The organism is Microbulbifer sp. TB1203 (genome assembly GCF_030997045.1).
In the GTDB taxonomy this organism is placed as follows: domain Bacteria; phylum Pseudomonadota; class Gammaproteobacteria; order Pseudomonadales; family Cellvibrionaceae; genus Microbulbifer.
The window spans coordinates 4,500,896-4,525,109 of the sequence record NZ_CP116899.1 but is presented as its reverse complement, the minus strand read 5'-3'; the positions used below and the strand labels follow the sequence as shown (position 1 = coordinate 4,525,109).

General features: G+C 58.6%; 9 protein-coding genes. 3 read left to right on the top strand and 6 right to left on the bottom strand.

The annotated features are described in order from the left end of the window. Positions 1-49: 49 nt before the first annotated feature. The 3 genes from rrtA to PP263_RS19365 form a co-directional block, all read right to left on the bottom strand. Entirely contained in the window at positions 50-703 is a 654-nt protein-coding gene (gene rrtA, locus PP263_RS19375) for a rhombosortase (protein WP_308365621.1), read from the bottom strand. Continuing rightward, the gene (locus PP263_RS19370) at positions 696-12,374 is read right to left on the bottom strand and encodes a PQQ-binding-like beta-propeller repeat protein (RefSeq protein ID WP_308365619.1); all 11,679 of its coding nucleotides are present in this window, start codon (positions 12,372-12,374) and stop codon (positions 696-698) included. The genes rrtA and PP263_RS19370 overlap by 8 nt, the downstream gene beginning before the upstream one ends. A gap of 754 nt (positions 12,375-13,128) precedes the next feature. Next, a complete protein-coding gene (locus tag PP263_RS19365) occupies positions 13,129-15,279 on the bottom strand; it encodes an alpha-amylase family glycosyl hydrolase (RefSeq protein ID WP_308365618.1) in 2,151 nt (716 codons plus the stop codon). A gap of 242 nt (positions 15,280-15,521) precedes the next feature. On the opposite strand from PP263_RS19365, the gene PP263_RS19360 reads away from it, so the two are divergent. The 3 genes from PP263_RS19360 to PP263_RS19350 all read left to right on the top strand — a co-directional run bounded on the left by PP263_RS19360 (position 15,522) and on the right by PP263_RS19350 (position 22,116). Further along, on the top strand, positions 15,522-17,396 hold the full coding sequence (locus PP263_RS19360) for a glycoside hydrolase family 13 protein (protein ID WP_308365615.1): 1,875 nt from the start codon (positions 15,522-15,524) through the stop codon (positions 17,394-17,396). 208 nt (positions 17,397-17,604) lie between these two features. Then, entirely contained in the window at positions 17,605-20,046 is a 2,442-nt protein-coding gene (locus PP263_RS19355; protein WP_308365613.1) for a TIM-barrel domain-containing protein, read from the top strand. 147 nt (positions 20,047-20,193) lie between these two features. Further along, complete coding sequence (locus PP263_RS19350) at positions 20,194-22,116, top strand: alpha-amylase family glycosyl hydrolase (protein ID WP_308365611.1); 1,923 nt, start codon at positions 20,194-20,196, stop codon at positions 22,114-22,116. 221 nt (positions 22,117-22,337) lie between these two features. Here PP263_RS19350 and PP263_RS19345 read toward each other — a convergent pair whose 3' ends face one another. From PP263_RS19345 to PP263_RS19335, 3 genes are read right to left on the bottom strand one after another with little or no spacing between them, the layout of a single operon-like run. Next, positions 22,338-23,078: a hypothetical protein gene (locus PP263_RS19345; RefSeq protein WP_308365609.1), complete on the bottom strand. Its 741-nt coding sequence runs from the start codon at positions 23,076-23,078 to the stop codon at positions 22,338-22,340. Continuing rightward, positions 23,059-23,886 (bottom strand): FTR1 family protein, encoded by an 828-nt coding sequence (locus PP263_RS19340; RefSeq protein ID WP_308365607.1) that lies wholly within the window; start codon positions 23,884-23,886, stop codon positions 23,059-23,061. The genes PP263_RS19345 and PP263_RS19340 overlap by 20 nt, the downstream gene beginning before the upstream one ends. 16 nt (positions 23,887-23,902) lie before the next feature. Next, on the bottom strand, positions 23,903-24,214 hold the full coding sequence (locus PP263_RS19335; protein WP_374693728.1) for a cupredoxin domain-containing protein: 312 nt from the start codon (positions 24,212-24,214) through the stop codon (positions 23,903-23,905).

The window sequence follows — 24,214 nt, the reverse complement described above, 5'->3', positions numbered from 1 at the left end:
TGGCAGGAGTGTCGATGAGGGGCCTCCTCCCCCGGTGGGGAGGAGGGGGCTAAGAAGAGGAGCGCCGAAATCCAGTGCAGGACAAGCATCTCAAATGCCAACATCGCTGTCGGCACCACCGGGTAATCGAGTCCACTGCAACTATTAACACGCCAGAAAGACTTCCCCAGAGGTGTGCGGCCGTAACGACTGGAGCCTCGATTAAATCAGCTGTCAGCTGAAAATCAGTATTGTCAGTTTCCCAAAATAATTTGGCTGCCAAGCATGCGAGCAAAGCCGTCGAGACATAGGGGTGGCTGCTAAAATCCCTGAAACAGCCCCACACCACAAGCCCATGCAAAGCCCCGGAGAGGCCGACGTACCATATCAAATCCCTTTCGAATAAAAACAACCCTGTGGTGGTCAGCAGGGAGATAAACAGGAGCCCACCCACCAACTCCATATTTCGAAAGCAATTGCCGTGCAGAAACCATAACACCAGCAGGCCACTGCCATTAAGCAACATATGAAAGGCATTGGTGTGAAGGAAATTACTACTCAGCAACCGCCAAACTTCACCTTCCAAGATACCGGTTCTGTTATACCCCAGGTCCTCGAATAACAGGGAATTCAATAGCCAGCCGGATACAATAATGCCCAGAACGCACGATACTGTGGCGAGCGAACCTCTGCCATCAATGGTTATCGATGTGCTTTCACGCATGCCTCAGCCCACCTGTGGCTATTCGCTTGCCACGTGCAAAGCGGAAACGCCGGACAGCTGCCGCGAGCGCGAGCATAAGCAGTACAACTCCCAGGCTTCCGCCGCCTCCGGAAGAGCCGCTCGAGTCCCCACCACCTATCGAACTGCCACCACCCGAGGAGCTGCCACCACCGGAGCCACCATTTCCGCCACCATTTCCGCCACCGGAGCTTCCGTCACCGCCACTCGACCCATTGGAGCCACCGGAGCCGCCATCGACTCCATCGTAAGCCGTAGGATCACTGCCATTCAGGTACTCTTCGTAGTTGGTCATTCCATCGCCATCGGGGTCCTCAAGAGAATCCCCGGCATATTCAATGTCCAGTCCATAATCGATTTCCCAGGTATCGGGCATACCGTCGCCCTCAGTATCCGTACCCTCCGACTGCAAACGGATATTATCTATGACACTGCCGTCAAAACCGTTAAAACCTCTCCTGTTCTGAGAGAATTCCCAGCGCACTTCATGTCGGCCGGCTGATAGTGGCACATAGTAGGTGGACCAGCGGCTGGATATAGCTTCTTCCTCTAAGACCTGCTGACCATCCACGTATAACGCTAAAGTTGCAAGCGAAATAAATTGCGGGTCATAGAAGTCAAATAACAGGTTCCCCGCAGGGAAATTTCCAGCCCAGGAAATGCTGGAAGACCCACCTTCAGTGATATGAGGTGTGGAATGGAGCGCGTAACGACCATCGCTCGCCCGCTCCCGCACAACGACCCAGCCGTTTTCGGCCCCGTCAACCTGCAACCAACCCGGTGGCAACGCCCCCCGCTCAAACGATTCATTGATATATCCCATAGGCCCAGGGTAACGGTCCGCATTTTGGGGATTTGAAAGTGTATTCACTTCCCATAGATCATCGAACCCATCTGCGTCGGTATCATCTAGCAGGGGATCGGACAGATACAGCTCTAACTCGTTGCGATCGGAGATACCATCACCATCCGTATCCACCCGCAGACTGTCAGTCCCGGCCTGCAGAAGCTCTCTATCGTCGCTCAGTCCATCGCCATCCGAATCAACCGAGTTCAACTTCATTCCGGACAACAACTCCACCTGGTCGTCAATTTCATCGGCATCGGAATCGGACGATACAGGACTGGATCCGAGGTAAAATTCTCGCAGGTTCTTCAATGAATCGTTATCTGCGTCCAGGGACGCGTTCTCCGGATCACTCGCCGCGAGCCCGTAAAATTCTTCCCACGAATCGGGCATTCCGTCTGCATCTGTGTCGGGCTGCAGATTAATCCCGACCAACTCGCCGGTAGCCGTGGCGATCACCAGTTTCCGGTCATTCCCCAGAGCCATCCTCCCCGGTGCCGGATAGGACCACTCCTCAAGACCAGATTCCAGATTAACGGCGACGACTCTGGATTCAGTGGAAACGACCAGGTGTGACAAGGTGATCATCAGATGACCAACGGGTGACTCACCTGAAAGGTTGTAGCGAGCCAACTCAGTGCCGTCGCGATCGTCAAACGCCGCGACACTATCGCCCTCAATAGCATACAGCCTCCCTGGCGCATAGGCCGGAAGGCCGTGGAACTGCCCGTGCAGCTCCCAGGCTTTACAGCGACAATCCGGATCAAAGGAGAGAAGCCGCCTTCCCTGGATTACCGCTGCTCCTGAAGCCGTAAGTACCGGTGATACACCTCTGGCAAGCGAAGTGGGTACAACACCCTCATCCCGGATCACGAGATGCTTTTTGCCGCTTTCGCGATCGGTGACAGCAAACTCCTGGGAAGCAAGCGGGGTATAGCCGTAGATATAATTGTCATCTATCGCTGGAGACCACCCGCTCCAGGCCAGACGTGCCCTTCTCCACTTCGTCTCGCCTGCCCTGCTATCGACACTGAACAGCCTTCCCTTGTTAAACATAGAGGGAGTATAAGAGGGGATATTTGAATAGCCATAGAGCATCTGGCCCGCGATTGTGGGCGGCGTATAAGCCGTCGGCTCCAGGTACTCAAATACATTGGTCCGCACATCCCCGGTATCGGTATCGAGCCCGAGAATGCCGCGTTCGGCAAACAGCCAGAGTCCGCTGTCTCCTACCGCCGGAGGGCTTACCGAAATCCCGTCTCCCAGCTTCTTCTGCCACATTCTCGAGCCAGTGCGCGTATCGAACGCCGAAATCAAATTTCGGCTGTTGGGCCCGCGATGGGTCACAAACACCACCCCATCTTTCGAGGCAGGAGTACTGGCGGGATAATAGAAGTTCTCTAGTATCCTGACTGACCAGGCCTTGCCGAGTTGCTCAGGATCAATCCGGACGGGTACAAACCCGGTGTGCCCGCTATTGCCGCCGAGCCCTGACCAGGGGCCGACAGACGGAATTGAGCCTGCCTTCAGCGGATCGGTACCCGCATCAAATTCCACCAGGTCCGGATAGCCGTCACTATCCCGATCACCGCCTTCCGGGTTTACAACGCCAGGATCGAGACCGTAGTCAACTTCCCAAAGATCGGGCAGACGATCGCCGTCGGTGTCACGGGAAAGCGGCGAGGTGGAATACCGGTCGATTTCCAGCCCATCACTGATCCCGTCACCGTCGGAATCAATCGCCGTCAGTTTGCTGCCGAGCCGGTATTCGTCGAGATTTGCAATCCCGTCTCCATCCAGATCTGCACTGGCATCTGCCGTATGGACAGGGTCCAGGCTGGTCTCGATTTCAAGACCATCGGGCAACCCGTCAGTATCCGTGTCAGCTGAGGCCGGGTCAGTCCCATACCGCACAACTTCATCGTGATCCTGCAAACCGTCACCATCTGAATCCTCATTCGCCGGATCTGACCCGTACAGGTTGACCTCATCGCCATCCATAAGGCCGTCACCATCACTGTCATTGAGGGCCGGATTGCTGCCTGCAACCTGAACCTCGGCGCCATCATTGAGGCCATCTCCATCCGAGTCGGCATTCGTTGGAGACACCTGCCACTGATACTCCTCAAGGTTGGTCAAGCCATCTGCATCGGCGTCGCGGTTTGCATCCCCTTCCGCGCGGGGGTTGAGGTGATGTTTCCGTTCCCACCAATCCGGTATCCCATCCGAGTCCTTATCACCTTCAATATCTACGGCATGGACGCTTCCATCGGACGCAACAATATAGAGCAGACCGTTATTATCCATAGACAGAGTGCCGCCCACCGGGTAGCTCCACGAACTATCCTGAGACTCGAGAGATACCGCCATGGTCTTGTGGTCCGTTGCCACAAAGATATGATCGTTGGTCACCACCAAGTTATGAGTAATATCGAAATCGCCCGTATCCCAATGCCAGATCTCCTCCCCAGTGCTATCGTCCAGCGCAAGAAGATCGCCGTCATGAACGAGATAGAGCACCCCGTTGGCGTGGGCGATATAGTCCCCGTATTTCTCTGCCAGATACCAATCTGGTGCTGGAGGCAATTTTTTGTGCCAGGCAACTGCCCTGGCATCAAGATCAAAGGCCACCACCTGTCCGCCGTACATCATAATCAGCTTCCCGGACCGGGTAAGCAGTGGCGTAAAGTTCGAGGAATTGAAAGACAGGTTCGTATCGATTGAGAAAATGACGTCGGCACTTTCCCGATCCAGTACAGTTAGTTTGAGAGGAACAGACAATCCCCCGGAAAAATGATAAACATGCTTATCATCCACCGGCGTCAGCTGCTGTCGCGCCTCACTAACGTACTGGAAGCTCTCCTCTCCGAGTTCGATGTCGAGGCCAATAACTCCCCCCCCATTAGGTTTTGGAAGATATAGCGAACCCGCAAAAGGCACGGGGGGCCGCATATACCAACGGTTCCAGACCGGAGTAAATTGTCGGCTCAATTTGGTGGAACCTGTCTGCAGATCGAGACCCAGGATTCTACCAGTGTCCCCCGCTGCCAGGTAAATGACCCCGCTGTCAATGGCCGGGCCACTCATGTTGCGGTAGGAATTGAATCGCCTCCCCCAAATCTCGGTCCCGGATCTGGCATCGAGGACGAAGACACGCTTCTCCGGCAGAAGGCTCCCCTCCGATGATGAAGGCCATCCAAACCCGACTAGAGCGGCATGCTCTCCCCAGGTCACGATATTCGAGAAGGCTGTTTCCTGCGCACCGTCCAGATCCTTTTTCCAGCGCAGCTCGAAATTGTTGGGGTCCAGGCTCAGCGGCACATAGCTGTCAAACCGCTCGCTACCACGCTCAATACGCCAGCTGGGAACTTGCGGCGTACTCCCTGTATCGGTGATATCGGAGCTGGCAAAGTACTCTTCGATGTTCAGATAACCATCGCCATCGCGATCGGCCATGCCGTCACTGTTGTCCAGCGGATCGATCGCCGCGGCCAGTTCCGCCGGATCCGGTATACGGTCGCCGTCGGTGTCAGCCGACAACGGATCCGTACCCAACGAGCTGACTTCCTTGCCGTCTTCCAGGCCATCGCTGTCCGAGTCCGGCATACGGATGTCCGTACCGAGCTGGTATTCGCGGAGGTTACTGAGACTGTCGCCGTCCGGATCATCCGCCGCATCACCGGCAGCCAGCGGATCCAGAGCGGATTCCAGCTCGTAATCGTCGGACATACCATCACTGTCAGTATCCGCCGACACCGGAGAGGTTTGATATGAGGCTACTTCCTCACCATCCGCCAAGCCATCGACGTCACTATCCTGCAGCAGGGGATCGGAGGCGTAGGTTAAAATCTCGTCCGCATCGGACAGCCCATCAGCATCGGTATCCTTCAGTCTCGGGTCTGTAGCGAGATTGAGGATTTCCTCCCCGTCCGTCAGCCCGTCATCGTCCGTATCGCTATCGCGCGGCAGGGTCCGGGCGGTAAACTCCTGGTAGTTGGACACACCATCGCCATCGGGGTCCAGTAAGCGATCGCCTGAACTTTCCGCGTCCAATCCGTGCAGACGCTCCCACCAGCCCGGGATACCATCGCCATCGGCATCCGCTACCTGAAGGTCGATCGCGGTGACGCCACCATCGAATCCGGCGATATACAGCGCGCCGTCCTCGCCCATACTCAGGTGTCCCCCCCGGCCATAGCGCCACACGGGTTCTGCCGTGGCCAGGTCAATGGCGAATACTTCGGTCTGCGCCGAGACAAAGGCATGCGAGTCGGTAACCAGCGGGGAGTCAACCAGTGGGGCTTCCGCACTCTGCCATCGCCAGAGGATATTTCCATCAATTTCATCGATGGCGACAAGTCCCCTGGATTCCACCGCATAAATTACCCCATTGGCATAGGCTGGCCGAAAATCAAAGCTGCCGACCAGCTCCCAGTTAAGCGTTCCCCGGGCGATATCGAAACTCGACAGCCGGTCGTCCTCAAAAAAGCTGCGGTCGAAAGCGGCGATGAGATTGTCCTGTGCCCCGAGCACCGGCGACAGCCACTGTCCGAGAATACCCTCCCTCAATATTGGATAGGGGATATCCCTGACAATCTCACCAGTATCCCGGTCCAATACCTGAACACCGTAGCCGCGTTGCGAGTAGTAACCATAGACATATTGTCCATCAACCGCCGGGGCCATAAACGAGGAGGGAAATAGGTCCATCGGCTGTGACCAAAGCTGTTCACCAGAGCTGGCGTCAATGCTTGTCAAACTATTGCGGTTGAGACTCGATGAATAAAATCGGCCCTCATAAGGGGTCAACGGAGCCGTGCGGGCGACATACGAGACAGTTTCCGGTTCTTTCCATTCCACTTCACCGGAAATTCCATCGATCGCATAGTAATGAGAGATGTTGTCACCTGACTCCGCAAAGAAATTGACTGTGCCCTGCCCCAGCGCTATCTCTTGAGCGGGGTCCACTTCGCCGAATTCCCGTCTCCAGCGCCGGCCGCCATCTACTGCATCGTACGCCTGCACCGACAGGTTAACCTTATCCGAGAAGACATTGCGTTCGGAAACAAACACCTCCCCGCCACTGACCTTGACCGGGTTTGGCACCTTCAAGGTATTTTCGGAAACCCGCTCCAGATTCCAGCGTTCAATAAAGTTTTCAGGGTTCAGGGTTACAGGTACATGCCCGCGATGGCGACTGTCGCCGCCAATTGTCGTCCATCCCCGAGGACGAGGAAAATTCGCGGCATCCTGCGGATCTGTTCCGGCGAAGTATTCTTTTGAATTGGAGTGGCCGTCCCCATCGGCGTCGCCGGCAGCGTCGGCCGGGTCCATCGGTTCCAAGCTGTTCTGCACCTCCCAACGATCCGACAGGAGGTCGCCATCCGAATCCCTGACCCGTGCGGAACTGCCAAACTCCCTGACTTCCTCAGCATCACCAAGCCCGTCGAAATCGGAATCCGGTGCCGCCGGGTCGGTCCCCGCCTGGTACTCCTCCAGGCTATTCAATCCATCGTTATCCTGATCCAGGCTTGAGTCCGCGTTACTCAGCGGATCCAGCTCATGGCTAAGCTCCCAGCCGTCAGCAATGCCGTCACCGTCCGAATCTTCCACGAGTGGATCCGTGTTGTGCGCGACCACTTCTTTGCCGTCTTCAGCACCATCCGCATCGGAGTCTCGACTTGCCGGGTTGGTACCGTAGGTTCGCACCTCTTCTCCGTCGTCCAGGCCGTCATTATCGCTGTCGGCAGATCCCGGACTACTCCCGTAAACAGTGACTTCTTCGGAATCATCCAGCCCATCGAAATCGGTATCCGCTTCCAGGGGGTTGGCGCTGTGAGAATATTCTTCCAGGTTGGACAGGCCATCGCCATCCAAATCGCCGGCAGCATCCTCCGAAAGTCCCAGGTCCAGGCCATAGGTGACTTCCCACCAGTCCGGCATACCGTCCGCATCCCGGTCATTGCCATCCACCCGGATCCGGGAAACAACTATAGGATGGTATGGAGGGAGGGTCTGGCCAATCTGCTCGACCGGGAATAGATCGACATACAAATTATCGTCCATTACCCCCAGGCGAGACCCCGATACAAAAAGATCTCCGGCCGAATTTGCAGAAAAATCATTACCAGAAGCAAGACGCTCATCCGATCGGGAAATCACCTGCCCTTCACCACTCAGTCGGTGGAGATACCGGCTCCCATAAGCAGTGGCGAGAATCTCACCCTGCTCGAGTACATGTATCCGGGTTAACTCCATATCGGTCTGGATAGTCTTTGTGACCTCCCGGGTAGCGGGGTCGATCACGTCAATCCTGTCTCCCGATGCATACCAGGAGTCGCCGACCGCCAACGCATACAGGCTGCCGTCCGGTCCGGCGGCAAGGTCGAGATAACGGCTTTCGTGGAGAAACGCTCCCATGTAGCGGCCCGATTCACTGATCTGCGCAATACCGTAGCCCGCAGTACACTGGGAAAATGGAAAGTAGATCGAGCTGCCGATTGCCGCTAATCGGCCGGAACTGGACAGGCTCGCACACGACCCCATATTCCCGGCCGGGTTTTCGATCGAGTGGACATGGCCCGACAGGAAATTGTAAAAATGAAAGGTTTCGCCATCTGCGATCAACAGGCGACGCCCCGAAAGCATAAGAATATCGTTGGCCTCTTCCACTTTCGGCAAATCAATTGGCACACCTATCCGATTTCCCGAGCGGTCAAATTCATACAACTTCGACTTGTGGAATGCCAGCATATTTAGCGGATTCATCGCCATCGGCGCTGAAGACTGAAACAACAGGTTGTCGATCCATGCAGCACTGTTTTCGTAGCCGTCGCTACTGTTACGCAGATAGGACCACCTCACTGTGTGGTAACCGGCGGGGATATCGATAGACACCCGTCGCCAGTCGCCACTGGCGACACTGTGGACCAGTTCGTCATCGAGATACACGCGGAGGATATCGCAACAACCTTCACCGTCGACCCTCGCATCGAATGACAGGGTTCCGGACAGGAAAAGCTGGCTCCAGCTCATATCTGCCGCCTCACCGGTTTCCAGCGAGTCGGCTGTCAGACTACCGCCCCCTTCTGTCGCGACCTGGTGATCATAGCGCCACCTGGCATCCGGATAGTCCGGCGTTACCCAAAGGTCGGGGACTCCGCCCTCGAAAGATTCCCGGCTGCTGGACAAAGGCTGCGGTCTGCTGTTCGCGTCCAACGGGTCCGTGCTGAATACCAGGACCTCATTGCCATCGCCCACACCGTCTCCGTCACTGTCCTCAGCCAGTACGTCGGTTCCGTAGGAGGTCCGCTCGCTGCCATCGGAGAGCCCGTCGCCATCCGAGTCCGGATTCGCCGGGTCAGAGAGGACTGTGTCCCGCTCTACCCCATCAGCAATACCGTCTCCGTCGCTATCTGCCTGGGTGGGATCGGTACCCAGCGCGTATTCGTCCGAGTTGGACAGCCCGTCCGAATCCCCATTGGATATCGCGTCCGCATTCAAGGGATCCAACCCATATTGCCGCTCCCACCAACCCGGCAGACCGTCGAGATCGTGATCCTTTTCGAGATTGACCGAGTACAGGAATCCTCGACCGCCATTTATGATCAAGGCGCCGTCATCCGTGAGCGCTATGCTTCCACCCTTCCCGTAACGCCACTCGATCGCCCCGGTATCCAGTTTCACCGCAAAGGTACCGGAAGGACCGGAAATAAAGGCATAGTCCAGGGTGACCAGTAATGATTCCGGGCGACCGCCCGGGAAATCGTCAATTACCCGACGGACACTGCCATCCTCCAGCCGATAGATGCGCAACTCACTTTCAGTCAGGGCGTATACCGAACGGTCATCAATCGCCACTTCGATCACCGCACTGGATTCAATATTCCAGGCGGGCCGTTGGTGCTCCAGATCATATGCAAACAGGCAGCCACCGAAATACACCACCGCCGTAGACTGATAGGCCGCAACAGAGCCGTTACCGGCGTAGCGGCAGTCAGCCCCGAACCATTCCAGCTCCCGGGTGCCATCCTCCAGATTGAAACCGACCAGCGCGCCTTTCCTGAAACCCAACACCAGATTTTCAGTCAACACCGGTGACCAGAGCCCGGATTCATCACCGACCTGAGCCTGCCATAACGTTTCCCCGGCCTCTCCGTCTACCCTGGCGAGGGTGTCACCATCTTTGACAAAGATATCGCCGTCCGCCGCTGTGGGTGAAGGTAAAACCTCTCCGGGAATCATGTTGATGCTAAGGACACCGATGTTATACGGGCCGGGTGTGCGCCTGGTCAGCTGCTGCCTGAAAAGTTGCTCGCCATTTTCCAGGTTGAGAACAATCAGCTGGTCGGTATAGTCAGTCGGCGGCTTGCTTCTTACATTGAACGGATTATTGCGCGCCTGCTCCACGATCACGCGATCGTTATCAATAACGGGAGCTGACAGGTCACTTGGCCGCCATTCGGATCCCAGTCCCGTTTTCAGCTCTGCTTCCCACAACAGCTGTCCATTAAAGGGAGAAAATGCGAAAAGGCCGCGAGAGTCGTTCTGCTTGACAAGTACCCTTTTCCCGGAAACCGCGAGTTCGCTGGTCTCATCAAGATCCAGGTGGTGCGCCTTCCAGCGCAACTGCGCAGCCGCCAGATCCACTCTCATTGGAATGAACCCGTTTTGCTCCCTGTTCCCCCGCGGCATTGGCCAGTACAGGGAAGCGGGCACCGACGCGGCATCCAGAGGATCGCTGGAAGAGAAGTACTCGCGCAGCGCATCGCGGCCGTCCCCGTCCTGGTCCTGCCGCGCATCCTCGGCAGTCATCGGGTCTAGGTTATGTGCAACTTCCCAGTTATCGGGAATCCGGTCCCCATCTGAATCCCTCGACGCCGGATCGGTACCCCGGAGCTGGATCTCCTCCGCATCGGAAAGTCCGTCACCGTCCGTATCCGAACTGTCCGGAGCCGATCCGTGCAGGGCTTCATCTCTGTTCTCAATCCCGTCTCCATCGCTATCGACCGCCGCATCAGAGGCATCGAGGGGATCGAGACCGTACGCAGCTTCCCAGCCGTCCGGCATGGAGTCGCCATCGCTGTCGGCAGCCAGCGGATCGGTTCCGTGCAACTGGATCTCGCTGTTATCCTCCAGGCCATCGCTATCGGTATCCACGTTATTCGGATCCGTCCCGTGGGTGAGTAGCTCGTCGCCATCGCTGAGCGTGTCACCATCCGTATCAGCGAGTAGGGGATCGGTTCCGTGTGCGTTGACTTCCCCACCATCCGATAGGCTGTCGCCATCGCTGTCCGCGCGCCGGGGATCGGTTTCCCACTGAAACTCCTCCAGATTGGTCAGCCCGTCGCCGTCCGGGTCCGCCCCCGCATCTGTTGCATTGGCGCTGTCCAGACCATGCCGCTTTTCCCAATCATTCGGCATGCCATCGCCATCCGCATCATTGGAGGGCAGACTGAGCCTTGCCATAGGGTAGGTGGATGCCTGGGTGGTGAGCGCGGTATCGAACAGCAGCTGCTTCAGCTCCCGGCTATCGAGCTCCGATTGGTTAGCCTTGTACAATCCGAGCATGCCGGTGACAACCGGCGTCGCCATGGACGTGCCGGTCGCGTAGCCATAATGATTACCGGGCAGTGTGCTGAAAATATTCAGGCCGGGTGCGTGAACATCCCCCACACACAGGAAGTCATCACCAGTAGTGCCCTCCGTAGCACCGACAGAGATGATGTTGTCCCAATCGTAATCGGCAGGGTAGTGGTCATACCCGCAATCACCGTTTCCAGCAGCCGCCACCAGCAGGATCCCTTCCTGTAAATGCGCATGAATGGCATCATAGAGGAAAGTGGAATAACCCAATCCTCCCCAGCTGTTATTGGTTGCGATGAGGTTGACCCCGTTTCGCTTCAGCTCAGCAAAATAATTCAGGCAACTGATCGCACCCGCTGTGCTGCCCCCGTCCGGCCCAAGAAAACGGCAGACAGCCATCTTCGCGTCCCAGAGAATACCGCTCACACCCTCGCCGTTGTTGCCCTTTGCCGCCAGTATCCCAGCGACATGTGTGCCGTGCCCCTCTTCATCAATCGGGTCTGAATCCCCGGTATAGGTGTCGATTCCGTGAATATCATCGACCCAGCCATTGTTATCGTCGTCGATACCATTGCCGGCAATTTCCGCCGGGTTGAACCAGATGTTGTCTTTCAGGTCCACATGGCTGTAATCGACGCCGGTATCGATGACACCAATGACGACATCTTCACTTCCCGTATTCAGCTCCCAGGCCTCGGGGGCATTGATATCAATGTCGAATATTGCGCCATCCTGGCCAATATTCTGCAACGCCCACTGCCGTTCAAAGTAAGGGTCATTCGGGATCCGCGCTGGCTGGTACAGGTAATTGGGCTCAACTCCGGCAGCAATATCACTCCCGTCAAAGTACGATTCTGCCTGCTTAACCGTGATCCCATTGGGGAGTTGCAACAGATAGAGGCCTGCCGGGGTTTCGAACTTTCTCAAAACCCTGGCGCCGAGCGCGCTGATAACCGATTGATTCTCACTCGCCGGAACACCGGACTTGAACTTCACTAGCAACTGGTCCGGAACATAGGGCGGCGCGCTATGCTGGCCGTTCCGGGACCGCTCGTCGCCCGGTTGATCGCCGACTGCTTGGTCCTTGCCAAGCTGGGGGGCGGTAACGGTTTTCCGCGCGCCACCTTGCATGAAATCAGGTGCAAGCCCCAGCCAGAGAAGGAAGAGGGAAAAGATAGCGGATAACAGGATCGTCAGATTTCCGAGTCTTCTTTTTCTCATTTTGTCTTTCCGCGACAAACTTAATTTATTGGAACAGATCGCCTCACCAGCCCACTGTGACGGCAAGCTCTGAAAGTCTCTCCCAAGTCACATCGTCGGCCGCCATCACTGAGGGGCACGTAACAGAGAAGAATTTTGTGATTTTACCCGCAATTGCAGTTGGACGCTGCCCACAATTCATACAGCATATAAAAGTATCATCTAGCAGCCTGTCGGACTCAGTCCTACCGGTAATATTGGTATAAACATGCAAATAGGACTGAGGCTGAGCTCAAAATACCCAAATTCGTGGAGTCCGATCAAAGCCTGACATTTTTTCTGCCACCGGACCTGAGAAACTGGTTGCCGACAGACGATCTCGCCCACTTCATGCTGGAGGCTGTGGAGTGGGTTCCAATGTCCATTTTCAGAGTGAGCGGACGCCGTACTGGTTCTGCCCAATACCATCCACCATCTGTGCATTTCGCCGTAAAAACCTTGTCGCGATCAGCGAAAGCTTGCCGCAGGTATGCTGGCAACCAAAGAATTCAGGCTGTTCAAGGTTGGCACGGTCAGAGTGGGGACGAAATCTCTGTTAGCCAATGACCCCCGGGTTGTGAGAAAGAGAAGGGAACGCGGTTCCCTCTCTCCTTAATTGGGAAGGGGCGCCGGTGTTGCCGGCGAGTGCGGAGCTGGAGCTCCGCGGTCCCGGGCCCCTCTCCCGCAAGCGGAAGAGGGTTAGGGAGAGGGGCCGCCGGCTATGCCGGCACGGAGATCAGTGCAGCACAATCACCTCATTGGCATCCAGCTTCAGCACCGCCGAACCGCCGCTCACATTCACCGTATCGGAACCCACCAGGCTGTTATAGCTGCCGTCCGCCAAGCCCAGGTTATTGACGGAAATCGAAGTGCTGCCACCCCGGTTTACCGCCACCATCACCACATCGCTGCCGGCCTGGCGCTCGAACACCAGGATATCCCCGTTGACCCAGCGCTGGGTGTAGCTGCCGCCGGCCAGCGCTTCGCTCTCCGCACGCAGTCCGGCCAGCGCGCTGATCAGTTGGAAGGCGGCGGAAGTCTGCCCGAAGGACGGCATGGCCTCGCGGTTGTAGGGATCGTGCCCAACCTGGCCGTCGCCGTTGGCGGTGAACCAGGTGGAGTTCTGCTCGGTGCCGTAATAGATGGTGGGAATGCCCGGCAGGGTCATCACCAGGGCCATGCCCAGGTTCTGGCGCGCGTCCGCCAGGGCCTGGGAGAAGCCCTTGCCGGTGCGGCCGTTGTCCACCGGGCCAGTGGTCTGCAAGTAGACACTGGTGCGGGTGGCATCGTGGTTGTCGAGGAAGATCGGCTGCCAGCTGTCGCGGCCGCCCATGGCTGCCGGGCGGGACTCGATATGGGTGTTGAGCTGGGTCATGGTGATGTCGCCGGCGATGGCCTGCTCGATATGGTCGCGCAGGCGGAAGTCGAGCAGCTCGGAGCCGCGGCCCTCGTTCAGGAAGGTCATGGAGTCACTGTGGCCTGCGCCGGCACCGTACCACTCGCCGAAGATATACACATCCGGATTCTGCGCGCGCACCGCGGCGCTGAAGCGGTTGATAAAATTCGGCTCTATATGCTTGATGGCGTCGATGCGGAAGGCGTCCACCCCGTGGCTCATCCACTTCAGCGCAGCGTCGATCAGGTATTGGTCTGCGGCGCTGTTGCTGCTGGTGCCGTGATTGAAGTCGGTCAGGTTGAACAGGGTTTTGTTGCGGTAGGCCCAGGGATCGTCCCACTCCGCGGGGCAACTGGTGGACGGGTCGCTGTCGTAGCAGTCGGCGATGGCGCCGTTGTGGTGATACCAGGTGCCGTTGTCGGAGGTGTTGTCGGTGATGAACACACCCTCCTTGTACAGGGCACCGAACTCGTACTGGTCGTCCTGGTTGGAGTGGTTCAGGGCAATATCCAGCACCAGCTTCATACCCCGCGCCTCCATGGCCGCGTCCAGCTGGTCCACCAGCGCCCAGTCCCCCAGGTGCTCGTCTACCGCATAAAAGTCCCGACCCCAGTAGCCGTGGTAGGCGCCCTCGCTACCGGAATTGTCGATATTGTCGTTGAGCGGCGTGACCCAGATGGCGGAGACGCCCAGGGCCTGCAGATAATCCAGCTTGTCGATCAGGCCCTGGATATCCCCGCCCCAGTACTTCTTCCACTCGGACAGACCGCCGGACTGTTTGACCGTGGAAGTGGCATTGGCGTTGTTGCCGTTGTCGTTGCCGGTATCGCCGTTGGCGAAGCGGTCCACGAACACGAAATAGATGCTGCGGTTGCGGAAGTCGGCGCTCACTTCCGCCTCACTGCAGTCGGCGCCCAGGTCGGTGGTGACGCTGACCAGGGAATTGCTGTCGCCGTCGACGACGATATGGGTCCAGCCGCTGGCGGCCCGGTCCTGCGCCGGGAATTCGTCGCCGCCCCAGCCGCCGTCCGGGTCCACCTTGAAGCGCGGACCGCCGGTGTCGTCGCCGGAGGTAAAGTTGCGGCAAGCCTCGTACTGGTAGGTGCCGGCCATCGGGGTCATCAGGTCGCCCTCGGCCCAGCCGTTATGGGTGCCGCGCAGGTGATACGCCGCCGCGCCCGTTGTGGAAGCGGTAATTTTGTAGTCATGGGTATCCGTGTAGAACTCTATATCCCAGGTACCCGCACTGATGGAAATATTGGCTCCATTAAGCTCACCGTTTAATCCGTAATTCTCGCTCCAGTCGCCGTAGCGATCGAACTTGAATTCGCCGTCCGCGGCGAACGCCACATCGTCCGCCAGCATGGTGTTATTGCCGACGTCCTGCATAGGGTCCGCCTGCCAGTTGTTGTGGGTACCGCGCAGATACCAGTCTGCCTGGGCGCCGAAGCTGATCGCCATCAGCGCCGCCATCAAGGGAATCTTGTTCATGGTGGTCTCTCTTATTTTTTATCTCATCGCTTAGCGTCCGCGCGGAACGACCTCTCCCGCACGGCCCGCAGCAGGTATAAACCGGCGCGCCGCCATGAACATCCTCCCCCGAGGGGTGGTGGAGGTTTTGGGCGCCAGGCGCGCTGCCGCTCTCCCCCTCTGGTGGGGGGGGATACCAGCAGAAATGAAAGATTGCAGAATGAGGATCGGGGCATTGCGAATAAGTAGATAAGGAGCCCGTTATGAAACGCCTGTCAGCACTGTCTGTGTTAATAACCGCCGCGTTCGTTTGCGCTTCACCCGCCGCAGCCGATCCCGCAGTGGAGCGAGCCGTTGAAAGGGTCGAGCCGCCCAACTGGTGGACCGGCATGGCGGTGCCGGACCTGCAACTGATGGTCCACGGGCGGGATATCGCCGGCCTGGAGGCGCGGCTGGACTATCCCGGCGTGACCCTGCTCGGCAGCGAGCGCACAGAAAACCCCAACTACCTGTTCCTCGACCTGCAGTTATCGCCTGAGGCCCGGCCGGGCACAGTGGAAATCGCCCTGCGAGACGGGGGCGAGACCAAGGCGATAATCCAGTACCAACTGCAACAGCGCGCCCCCGGCTCCGCCCAGCGCCGCGGCTTCGATTCCTCCGACGCCATCTACCTGATCACCCCGGACCGCTTCGCCAACGGCGACCCGGCCAACGACAGCACCCCGGACACCCTCGAGGGCCCGGACCGCAGGCATCCGGGCGGCCGCCACGGCGGTGATATCGCCGGTATGCGCGAGCACCTGGATTACATAGCGGACATGGGCTTTACCCGGATCTGGCCCAATCCGCTGGTGGAGAACGACCAGCCCGAATATTCCTACCACGGCTACTCCGCCACCGATCACTACAGGATCGATCCCCGCTTCGGCAGTAACGAGGAATTCCGCGAATTTGTCGCCGCCGCGGATGCGCGGGGCCTGGGGGTTATCCAGGACGTGGTGCTGAACCATATCGGCAGCGGCCACTGGTGGATGGGGGACCTGCCGTCCCGGGACTGGCTGAACGGCAGCGGCACGGCAAAAGGTGAGTACGAGATCACCAACCACAGCCGCATCACCCATATCGACCCCTATGCCAGCGATATGGACAAAAAGGGCTTTGTGGATGGCTGGTTCGTCGACTCCATGCCGGACTTAAACCAGCGCAATCCGCTGCTGGCCAATTACCTGATCCAGAACAGCCTCTGGTGGATAGAGTACGCAGGTTTGAGCGGCATCCGCGCCGACACCTACGCCTATTCCGACCCCGATTTCCTGCAGCAGTGGGCGCAACGAATCCACAAGGAATACCCGGATTTCAATATCGTCGGCGAGGAGTGGACCCGTAACGCGGCGCTGGTTGCCCACTGGCAACGGGGCGAAGAGAGCGCGGTCCGCGGTGGACGTCTGAAGAGCATGATGGACTTCCCTCTGTACTACGCGTTGCGCGAAGGACTGGCGCAGGCGGACGGCTGGGACAGCGGCCTGATTTCTCTCTACGAGGCCCTCGCCAACGACTTTGTCTATCCCAACCCGGAGCGCCTGGTGATCTTCGGCGGCAACCACGACACCAGCCGCCTGTTCAGCCAGCTCAACGGGGACTTGGCCCTGCATAAAATGGCCGTCGTCTATCTCGCCACCATGCGCGGCATACCGCAGTTTTTCTACGGCGACGAAGTGCTGATGCAGAGCCCCAAGGAGCGGAATGACGGCATAGTGCGCAGCGACTTTCCCGGCGGCTGGGCCGGTGATCCCGGCAATGGCTTTACCGGCAAAGGGCTGGGCAAACAGCAAAAAGCGACACAGGACATTGTTCGCAAGCTGTTTACCTGGCGCAAACAGACCCCGGCCATCCACAGCGGCAAGCTGAAACACTTCGCGCCGCAAAACGGCACCTATGTGTATTTTCGCTATGACGACAAAGACAAGATCATGGTGGCCTTTAACAAATCCGACGAGCCGCAGCAGCTGGAGATGGGGCGCTTTGGCGAGTTGATCGGAGACGAGACCCGGGGCACCGATGTGGTCAACGGCCATCGTTATTCCCTTAAAAATTTGACGATTCCCGCTCGCGACGTGCTGGTGCTGAACCTGAATTGAACTCGTATTTTGTAGGATGGGCAAAGCGCAGCGTGCCCATCACCGACGCCGAGTGATGGGCACGTCGCTGCGCTCCTTTGCCCATCCTACGAATTAGAATTGAATTAAAACAGTCGTCGTAGGGTGCGCCGTGCGCACCATCGGAGTTTGATCCCGGCTGCATTTGGTGCGCACGGCGCACCCTACAATTAAAGGTTTAAAAAGGGCAATGAAGAACCGCAATTTACTACTGCGCTGCTGTGCACTGATCTTCCTGCTGTACTTCAACCTGGCCGATGCCAGCGAGGCGCGTGAATACCGGAAACACTCACAGAGTAATACCAGTCTTACCATCTATACCAACGTCGGCAGCGTTACCCTGACCCCGCTGAGCGATGCGGCCATGGAAGTGCACTACCGGCGCGACGGCCTCAAACAGCTGCCGTCCTTTGCCATCGACAGCAGCCAAAAGCATACCGCCGCCGCGGAGCTGATCGAAGGAGAGGAAAAGCTGGCATACAGCCTGCCCGGAATTACCGCTCTGATCCACAAATCGCCGTTCCGCATCGAATACCTGCGCGGCAGCGAGCCGCTGATCGGCGAGGAGATCGGTTTTTTCGCCAACGAAACCATGCGCGGTTTCCGCTTTGCCCTCAGCCCCGGGGAAAAACTGCTCGGCGGCGGCGAGCGGATTCTGGGCATGGACCGCCGCGGCCAGCGCTTCCCTCTCTACAACAAAGCCCACTACGGCTACACCACCGAGTCGGACCAGATGTATTTCTCCCTGCCGGCGGTTATGTCCAGTAACAAATACATACTACTGTTCGACAACTCCGCCACGGGCAACCTGGATCTGGGCGCCTCAGAGAAAGACGTGCTGCAGTTCGAGGCCGTGGGCGGCCGCACCGCCTACGTCATCGTCGCGGGCAGAAGCTACCCCCGGCTGATCGAAAACTACGTCGATGTCACCGGCCGCCAGCCGCTGCCGCCGCGCTGGGCGCTGGGCAACTTCGCCTCCCGCTTCGGCTATCACACGGAAGCCGAAGTGCGCGAAACCGTGGACAAATTCGCCGGGGAGGACTTCCCGTTGGACGCGGTGGTCCTCGACCTCTACTGGTTCGGCGCCGATGTCGAGGGGCATATGGGCAACCTGGCCTGGGACAGAAGCGCTTTCCCCGACCCGGAAAAAATGATGGCCGACCTCAAGCAGCGCGGCATCAACACCATCCTGGTCACCGAGCCGTTTATTCTCTCCAGCTCCGAGCGCTGGGAGGAGGCGGTGGCCAATAACGCCCTGGCAAAAAACCTCGCCGGCGCTCCCAAACGCTTCGACTTCTTCTTCGGCAACACCGGCCTGGTGGACGTGTTTTCCGAAGATGGCCGCGACTGGTTCTGGAATATTTACGACGGCCTGTTGCAACAGGGCGTGGCCGGCTGGTGGGGCGACCTGGGCGAGCCGGAAGTGCACCCCTCCGACACAGTGCACGCCATCGGTATGGCCGACGAGGTGCACAACGCCTACGACCATCGCTGGGCGCAGCTTCTCCATGAAAAACAGACGGCGCAGTATCCGCAGCGGCGCCCCTTTATCATGATGCGCTCCGGTTTCGCCGGCTCCCAGCGCTACGGGATGATTCCCTGGACCGGCGACGTCAGCCGCTCCTGGGGCGGCCTGCAGCCGCAGGTGGAGCTCTCGCTCTCCATGAGCCTGCTGGGATTCGGCTACACCCATTCCGACCTGGGCGGCTTTGCCGGCGGCGAGAAGTTCGACCGCGAACTCTATATCCGCTGGCTGCAGTACGGTGTCTTCCAGCCGGTGTACCGTCCCCACGCCCAGGAAAAAATCGCCCCGGAGCCGGTGTTCCACGACCGCAAGACCAGAAATATCCTGCGCGAATACGTCAAGCTGCGCTACCGCCTGCTCCCCTACAACTACACCCTGGCGTTCGAGAACAGCCGCAGCGGCTTGCCGCTGATGCGCCCGCTATTTTTCGAGAACGAAGGTGATACTGATCTGATCGATTACAAGGACGCCTACCTGTGGGGCAGCGATTTCCTGGTGGCGCCTGTGACCGAAGCCGGTGTCGACGAGGTCACCGTCAAATTGCCCGGCGGTGTCTGGTTCGATTACTGGAGTGATCAGCAGTACAGCGGCGATAGCGCACAGGTGAAGGTTGACCTGGAGACCATTCCGGTACTGGTGCGCGCTGGAGCCTTTATCCCCACCATCGGCGATATCGCCACCACCCGCGACTATTCCAGCAGGCAGCTGACCCTGGACTACTACGCCCACGAATCCGTCGCGCAGTCCGATGGCACTATCTATGAGGACGACGGCGAGACTGCGGGCGCATTTGAGCGCGGCGAATTCGAGAAACTGCTGTTCAGCGCCGCCCAGGACGAAACGGGTATCGATTTCCGATTCGAACTCAGCGGCGACGGATACAAGGGCATGCCGGAAGTGCGGGACATAACCCTGAAGATTCACAACTGGAATCGATCACCCTCTGCCGTGAAAGCGGCTGGACAGGCAATCGAGCTGCACCAAAGGGAAAAAGACTTTTCCCGCGCTGATCGGGGTGCCTGGTACGACAAGCGCAATCAGCAGCTGCTGGTGAAATTCACCTGGGGCAAGCAGCCGTTCAACCTAACCATTAAGAACGGATCGTAGGATGGGCATAGCGCAGCGTGCCCATCAGACAGCGTCGATTTGATGGGCACGTCGCTGCGCTCCTTTGCCCATCCTACAGAATTCTCCCTGTAGGAGCCTGCTTGCAGGCTCCTACATCGACAGAAAGATCAAAGGGCACACGAACCGATGAAGAAATTCCAATCCCTGTTTGCCGCAATCCTGCTCATTGCAACCATGGCTTGTACTGAGAAGACCGCCGAAACGCCTCCCCCGGGACCGCGGAGCTCCAGCTCCGCAACAGACAATGCGGAGCTGGAGCCTTCAGCCAAAGGTAAAGAACTCCGCGGTCCCGGGATTGTGGAAAAACCGGTAATCTACCAGGTCCTCCCGCGCCTGTTCGGCAACACCAATCCCACCAACAAACCCTGGGGCACCATCGCGGAAAACGGCGTGGGCAAGTTCAACGACTTTACCCCGGAGGTACTGGCGGATATCCGCGAGCTGGGCGCCACCCATATCTGGTATACCGGTGTACTGCACCACGCGCTGATCGGCGACTACAGCGAATACGGCATCACCGGCGACGACCCGGACGTGGTCAAGGGCCGCGCCGGTTCGCCCTATGCGGTCAAGGATTACTACAGTGTAAATCCGGACCTGGCGGAAGATCCCGCGAAGCGGCTGGAGGAATTCCGCACTCTAGTGGAACGCAGCCACGACCAGAGCCTGAAAGTCATAATCGATATTGTCCCCAACCATGTGGCTCGGGGCTACCAATCGCAGCACAAACCCGAGGGCGTGCGCAACTTCGGTGCCGACGACGATACCTCGGTCGCCTATGCGCGGGACAACAATTTCTATTATGTGACCGGCGAGAATTTCAAGGTGCCGGAGGCAAGGGACGGCTACCGTCCCCTGGGCGGAGAAGCCCATCCGCTGGCGGATGGGAAATTTCCCGAACGCCCCGCCAAGTGGACCGGCAACGGCGCGCGCACGGCCCAGCCGCAGCAGGACGACTGGTACGAGACGGTCAAGATCAACTACGGCGTGCGCCCGGACGGCAGCGAGGACTTCCCGCAGCTGCCGAAAGGTTTTTCCGGCCGCGGCTACCGCGATCACGCGGAATTCTGGGCGGACAAGGAGGTCCCCGACTCCTGGAAAAAATTCCGCGATATCGCCCACTACTGGCTGGACTTCGGCGTGGATGGCTTCCGCTACGATGTGGCGGAACTGGTGCCAGTGGAATTCTGGAGCTACCTGAACGCCTCCATCAAACAGCGCCGGCCGGACGCCCTGCTGCTGGCGGAGATCTACCAGCCGGAACTCTACCGGGACTTTATCCAACTGGGCAAAATGGATTATCTCTACGACAAGGTGGGCAGCTACGACGCGATCCGCGCGGTGATGGAGGGCAAAGGCAGCACAGACAAACTGGTGGAAACCCAGGCCGGCCTGCTGGATATAGCCCCCCATATGCTGCACTTTATGGAGAACCACGACGAGCAGCGCATCGCCAGCCCGCAGTTCGCCGGCAATGCGAAAGCGGGCAAGCCGGCGATGCTGGTCTCCGCCACCATTTCCGCTGCCCCCACCCTGGTGTATTTCGGCCAGGAGCTGGGCGAACCGGCGCTTGAAGACGCCGGTTTCGGCAAGGCCAGCCGCACCACCATTTTCGACTACTGGTCAGTACCCAGCGTGCGTCGCTGGCTCGAAGGACAGTCGACCGGCGAGGAACTGGAGCTGCGGAATTTCTACCAGCGGCTGCTGAACTTCTCCGCCCACAGCGAAGCGCTGCGCGGCGGCTATATGGAGATCCACAGCTACAACCGCAAACACAACCCCGGCTACGACGACAGGCTGTTCGCCTTCGCACGCTGGAACGACAGCGAACGACTGCTGGTAATTGCTAATTTCGATGGAGCAGCCCGAGAGCTGGATCTGAAATTGCCGGGAGAGCTGTTACGCCAGTGGCAATTGAAAGACGGCAGCCACACGTTGGTGGACCAGTTGGACTCAACGGCGCAGGCAACGCCGGTGGCCGGTAACAAGACGGGGAAAATCACTCTGCAATTGCAGCCCTACGCCAGCCATATTTTTCGCATAAATTAATCGAGCCCATATCGTCATTGCGGCGCAGGCCGCGATCCAGCTCTGGATGCCGGCCTGCGCCGGCATGACGAAGTCGAGGGCCCATGGCCGCGAAGCGGGTGTGCGCCATGGATGGCGTGAATCAGCGACTTTTGCCAATAACACAGATTGATCGCGGCCATGGGCCGCTCCTACAAATAAGGAAAATAAGATTAGGGGAAACGCCCCCCCGAACACTCGCGTCAGTAAAACTCGTATTCGACCAACAGGCGCAGTGTCTGGTCCGGGCTCTCGTCGGTAACCCCCAGGATCAGCCCCAGTTCCCAGTAGAACTGGCGTGCGCCGCTCAATCGCTGCAGGCCCCGGGCCACCGGACCTATGCCCAGTGTGTCCTGGCCGGCATAGAGTTCCACCGCGGGTTCAAAGGCTTCGGAAAGGCGATAGCGGGCCTGCATGCGCAGCTGGGACTCCAGTTCATTGTCGATATCGTCCCCCCATTCATAGATGGCGGCCAGGTTGGCGGTGCCCACCCAGCGCCCCCACTCCCTGGCGACAAGCAGGGTCGTCGCCGCCTCCCACTCGTCCCCGTCGCGCTCCTTTTCCAGTTCGAACAGCAGGCCCCAGTCCGCGGCGTATTCCCCCTGCTCGGTCAGCTGCCACTTGGCCTCCAGCTCGACCCCTTGCAGACGAAAACTCTCGTCCTCATTCCGCTCGCCGATCAGATAGACTTCCCCGAACCAGCGATCGGAAAAGCTGCGGCCCAGTCCCAGGCGGTGGAGCTGCAGGGAATCCAGTGATTCGTCCTCGTCGTCGCGCAGGGCGACGGCACGCCACTCGATCTCGGTTTCCAGCGGCTGTACATAGGGATCGTACACCTTGTCCACCACCACACCGTCGGCTAGGGCGAAGGGAGTGTAGCCGAGCAACAGCAGTGCGGCAGCGGACCGGCAATTCAAAACGCTTTCATCGAGCTTGGGATACATCGCGGGCAGTCCTGATTTTTTTCTGGTGGTACCGGGTTAACAACAGCAACAGCGCCATTGCGGCAACGCTGGCGGTATAAAGAATCACCTGCAACGAAGTGGGTGTGGCCTCGTAGCCCACCAGTGCATACATCATCTGTCCGGCCAGCGAGCCCTCCGCCACCAATGCGGAACTGTCCCAAAGCGGTACCTGCGCCGGCAGCCAGTCTGCCTGGATCAACAGTTGTGTCGCCTGCAGAACCATACCGCCCGCCACCAGGGTGAGCAGCACACAGGTGACGAGCAGCGCACGCCGACGTGGCAGGCCGACCAGCAGGTAGTAAAACAGCGCGCCGACACTGAAACCGATCCCTGCACCCAACAGAGAACCGGCCAGCACACCGGACCAGGGTTGCGGACTGTAGCGGAAAGCCGACAGGTAGATAAAAATTTCCGACCCCTCGCGCAGTACCGCCATCGCAACCGCCGCCGTCATTGCGGCGGACAGTATTCCGCGGTGGCGCTCGCCGGCATAGTAGTTGGCGGTATAGTAGTTGACCACCAGCAGCGACGCGATGACGAGCAACAGGAGGTAGATGGCAATCTGCAATGCGGCGTTAAGCAGCTCCTGGCCCACCCCGTCAAACGCGTCGGAAATGGCCGCCAGCTGCACGCCGTAGACCACCGATCCGGCGACTCCCGCCGCGAGCGCGGCGTAGAACCACCGCAGGCGCAAATGCAGGAAGTGGCTCATCGCCAGCAGTATGCTGAGCAGCAGCGCCGCCTCCAGCACTTCGCGCAAAATGATAATCACGCTGGTCAACAGCATATCTGACTCCGCCTGTTCATTGCGCGATGATTTTTCCCTGCGCCGTCTTGGGATTGAATTCCCCGAAAAACGGGTATTCTCCCGGCGCCAGGGGGCCGATAAAGACTATCGCCCGCTGGCCGCCCATGATGACTTTTTCCCGGTTGAGTTCGTAGCTCTCGAATTCTTCCGGAGTGGGATCGCGGTTGTAGACGATCAGTTTCACCTTGGTATTTGCGGGCACCACCAATTCCGAGGGGTGAAACAGGTGGCCGCGTATTTCGATCTCAAACACCGGGCGCCCCGCCTGTGCCGCCAGCGGCAACAGTGCCAGCGCGGCCACGGCCAA

Excerpts from the sequence above, each read along its gene's own strand:
- rrtA (WP_308365621.1), bottom strand. The coding sequence starts at position 703 with ATGCGTGAAAGCACATCGATAACCATTGATGGCAGAGGTTCGCTCGCC.
- PP263_RS19350 (WP_308365611.1), top strand. The coding sequence starts at position 20,194 with ATGAAGAAATTCCAATCCCTGTTTGCCGCAATCCTGCTCATTGCAACC.
- PP263_RS19365 (WP_308365618.1), bottom strand. The coding sequence starts at position 15,279 with ATGAACAAGATTCCCTTGATGGCGGCGCTGATGGCGATCAGCTTCGGC.
- PP263_RS19360 (WP_308365615.1), top strand. The coding sequence starts at position 15,522 with ATGAAACGCCTGTCAGCACTGTCTGTGTTAATAACCGCCGCGTTCGTT.
- PP263_RS19340 (WP_308365607.1), bottom strand. The coding sequence starts at position 23,886 with ATGCTGTTGACCAGCGTGATTATCATTTTGCGCGAAGTGCTGGAGGCG.
- PP263_RS19345 (WP_308365609.1), bottom strand. The coding sequence starts at position 23,078 with ATGTATCCCAAGCTCGATGAAAGCGTTTTGAATTGCCGGTCCGCTGCC.
- PP263_RS19355 (WP_308365613.1), top strand. The coding sequence starts at position 17,605 with ATGAAGAACCGCAATTTACTACTGCGCTGCTGTGCACTGATCTTCCTG.
- PP263_RS19370 (WP_308365619.1), bottom strand. The coding sequence starts at position 12,374 with ATGAGAAAAAGAAGACTCGGAAATCTGACGATCCTGTTATCCGCTATC.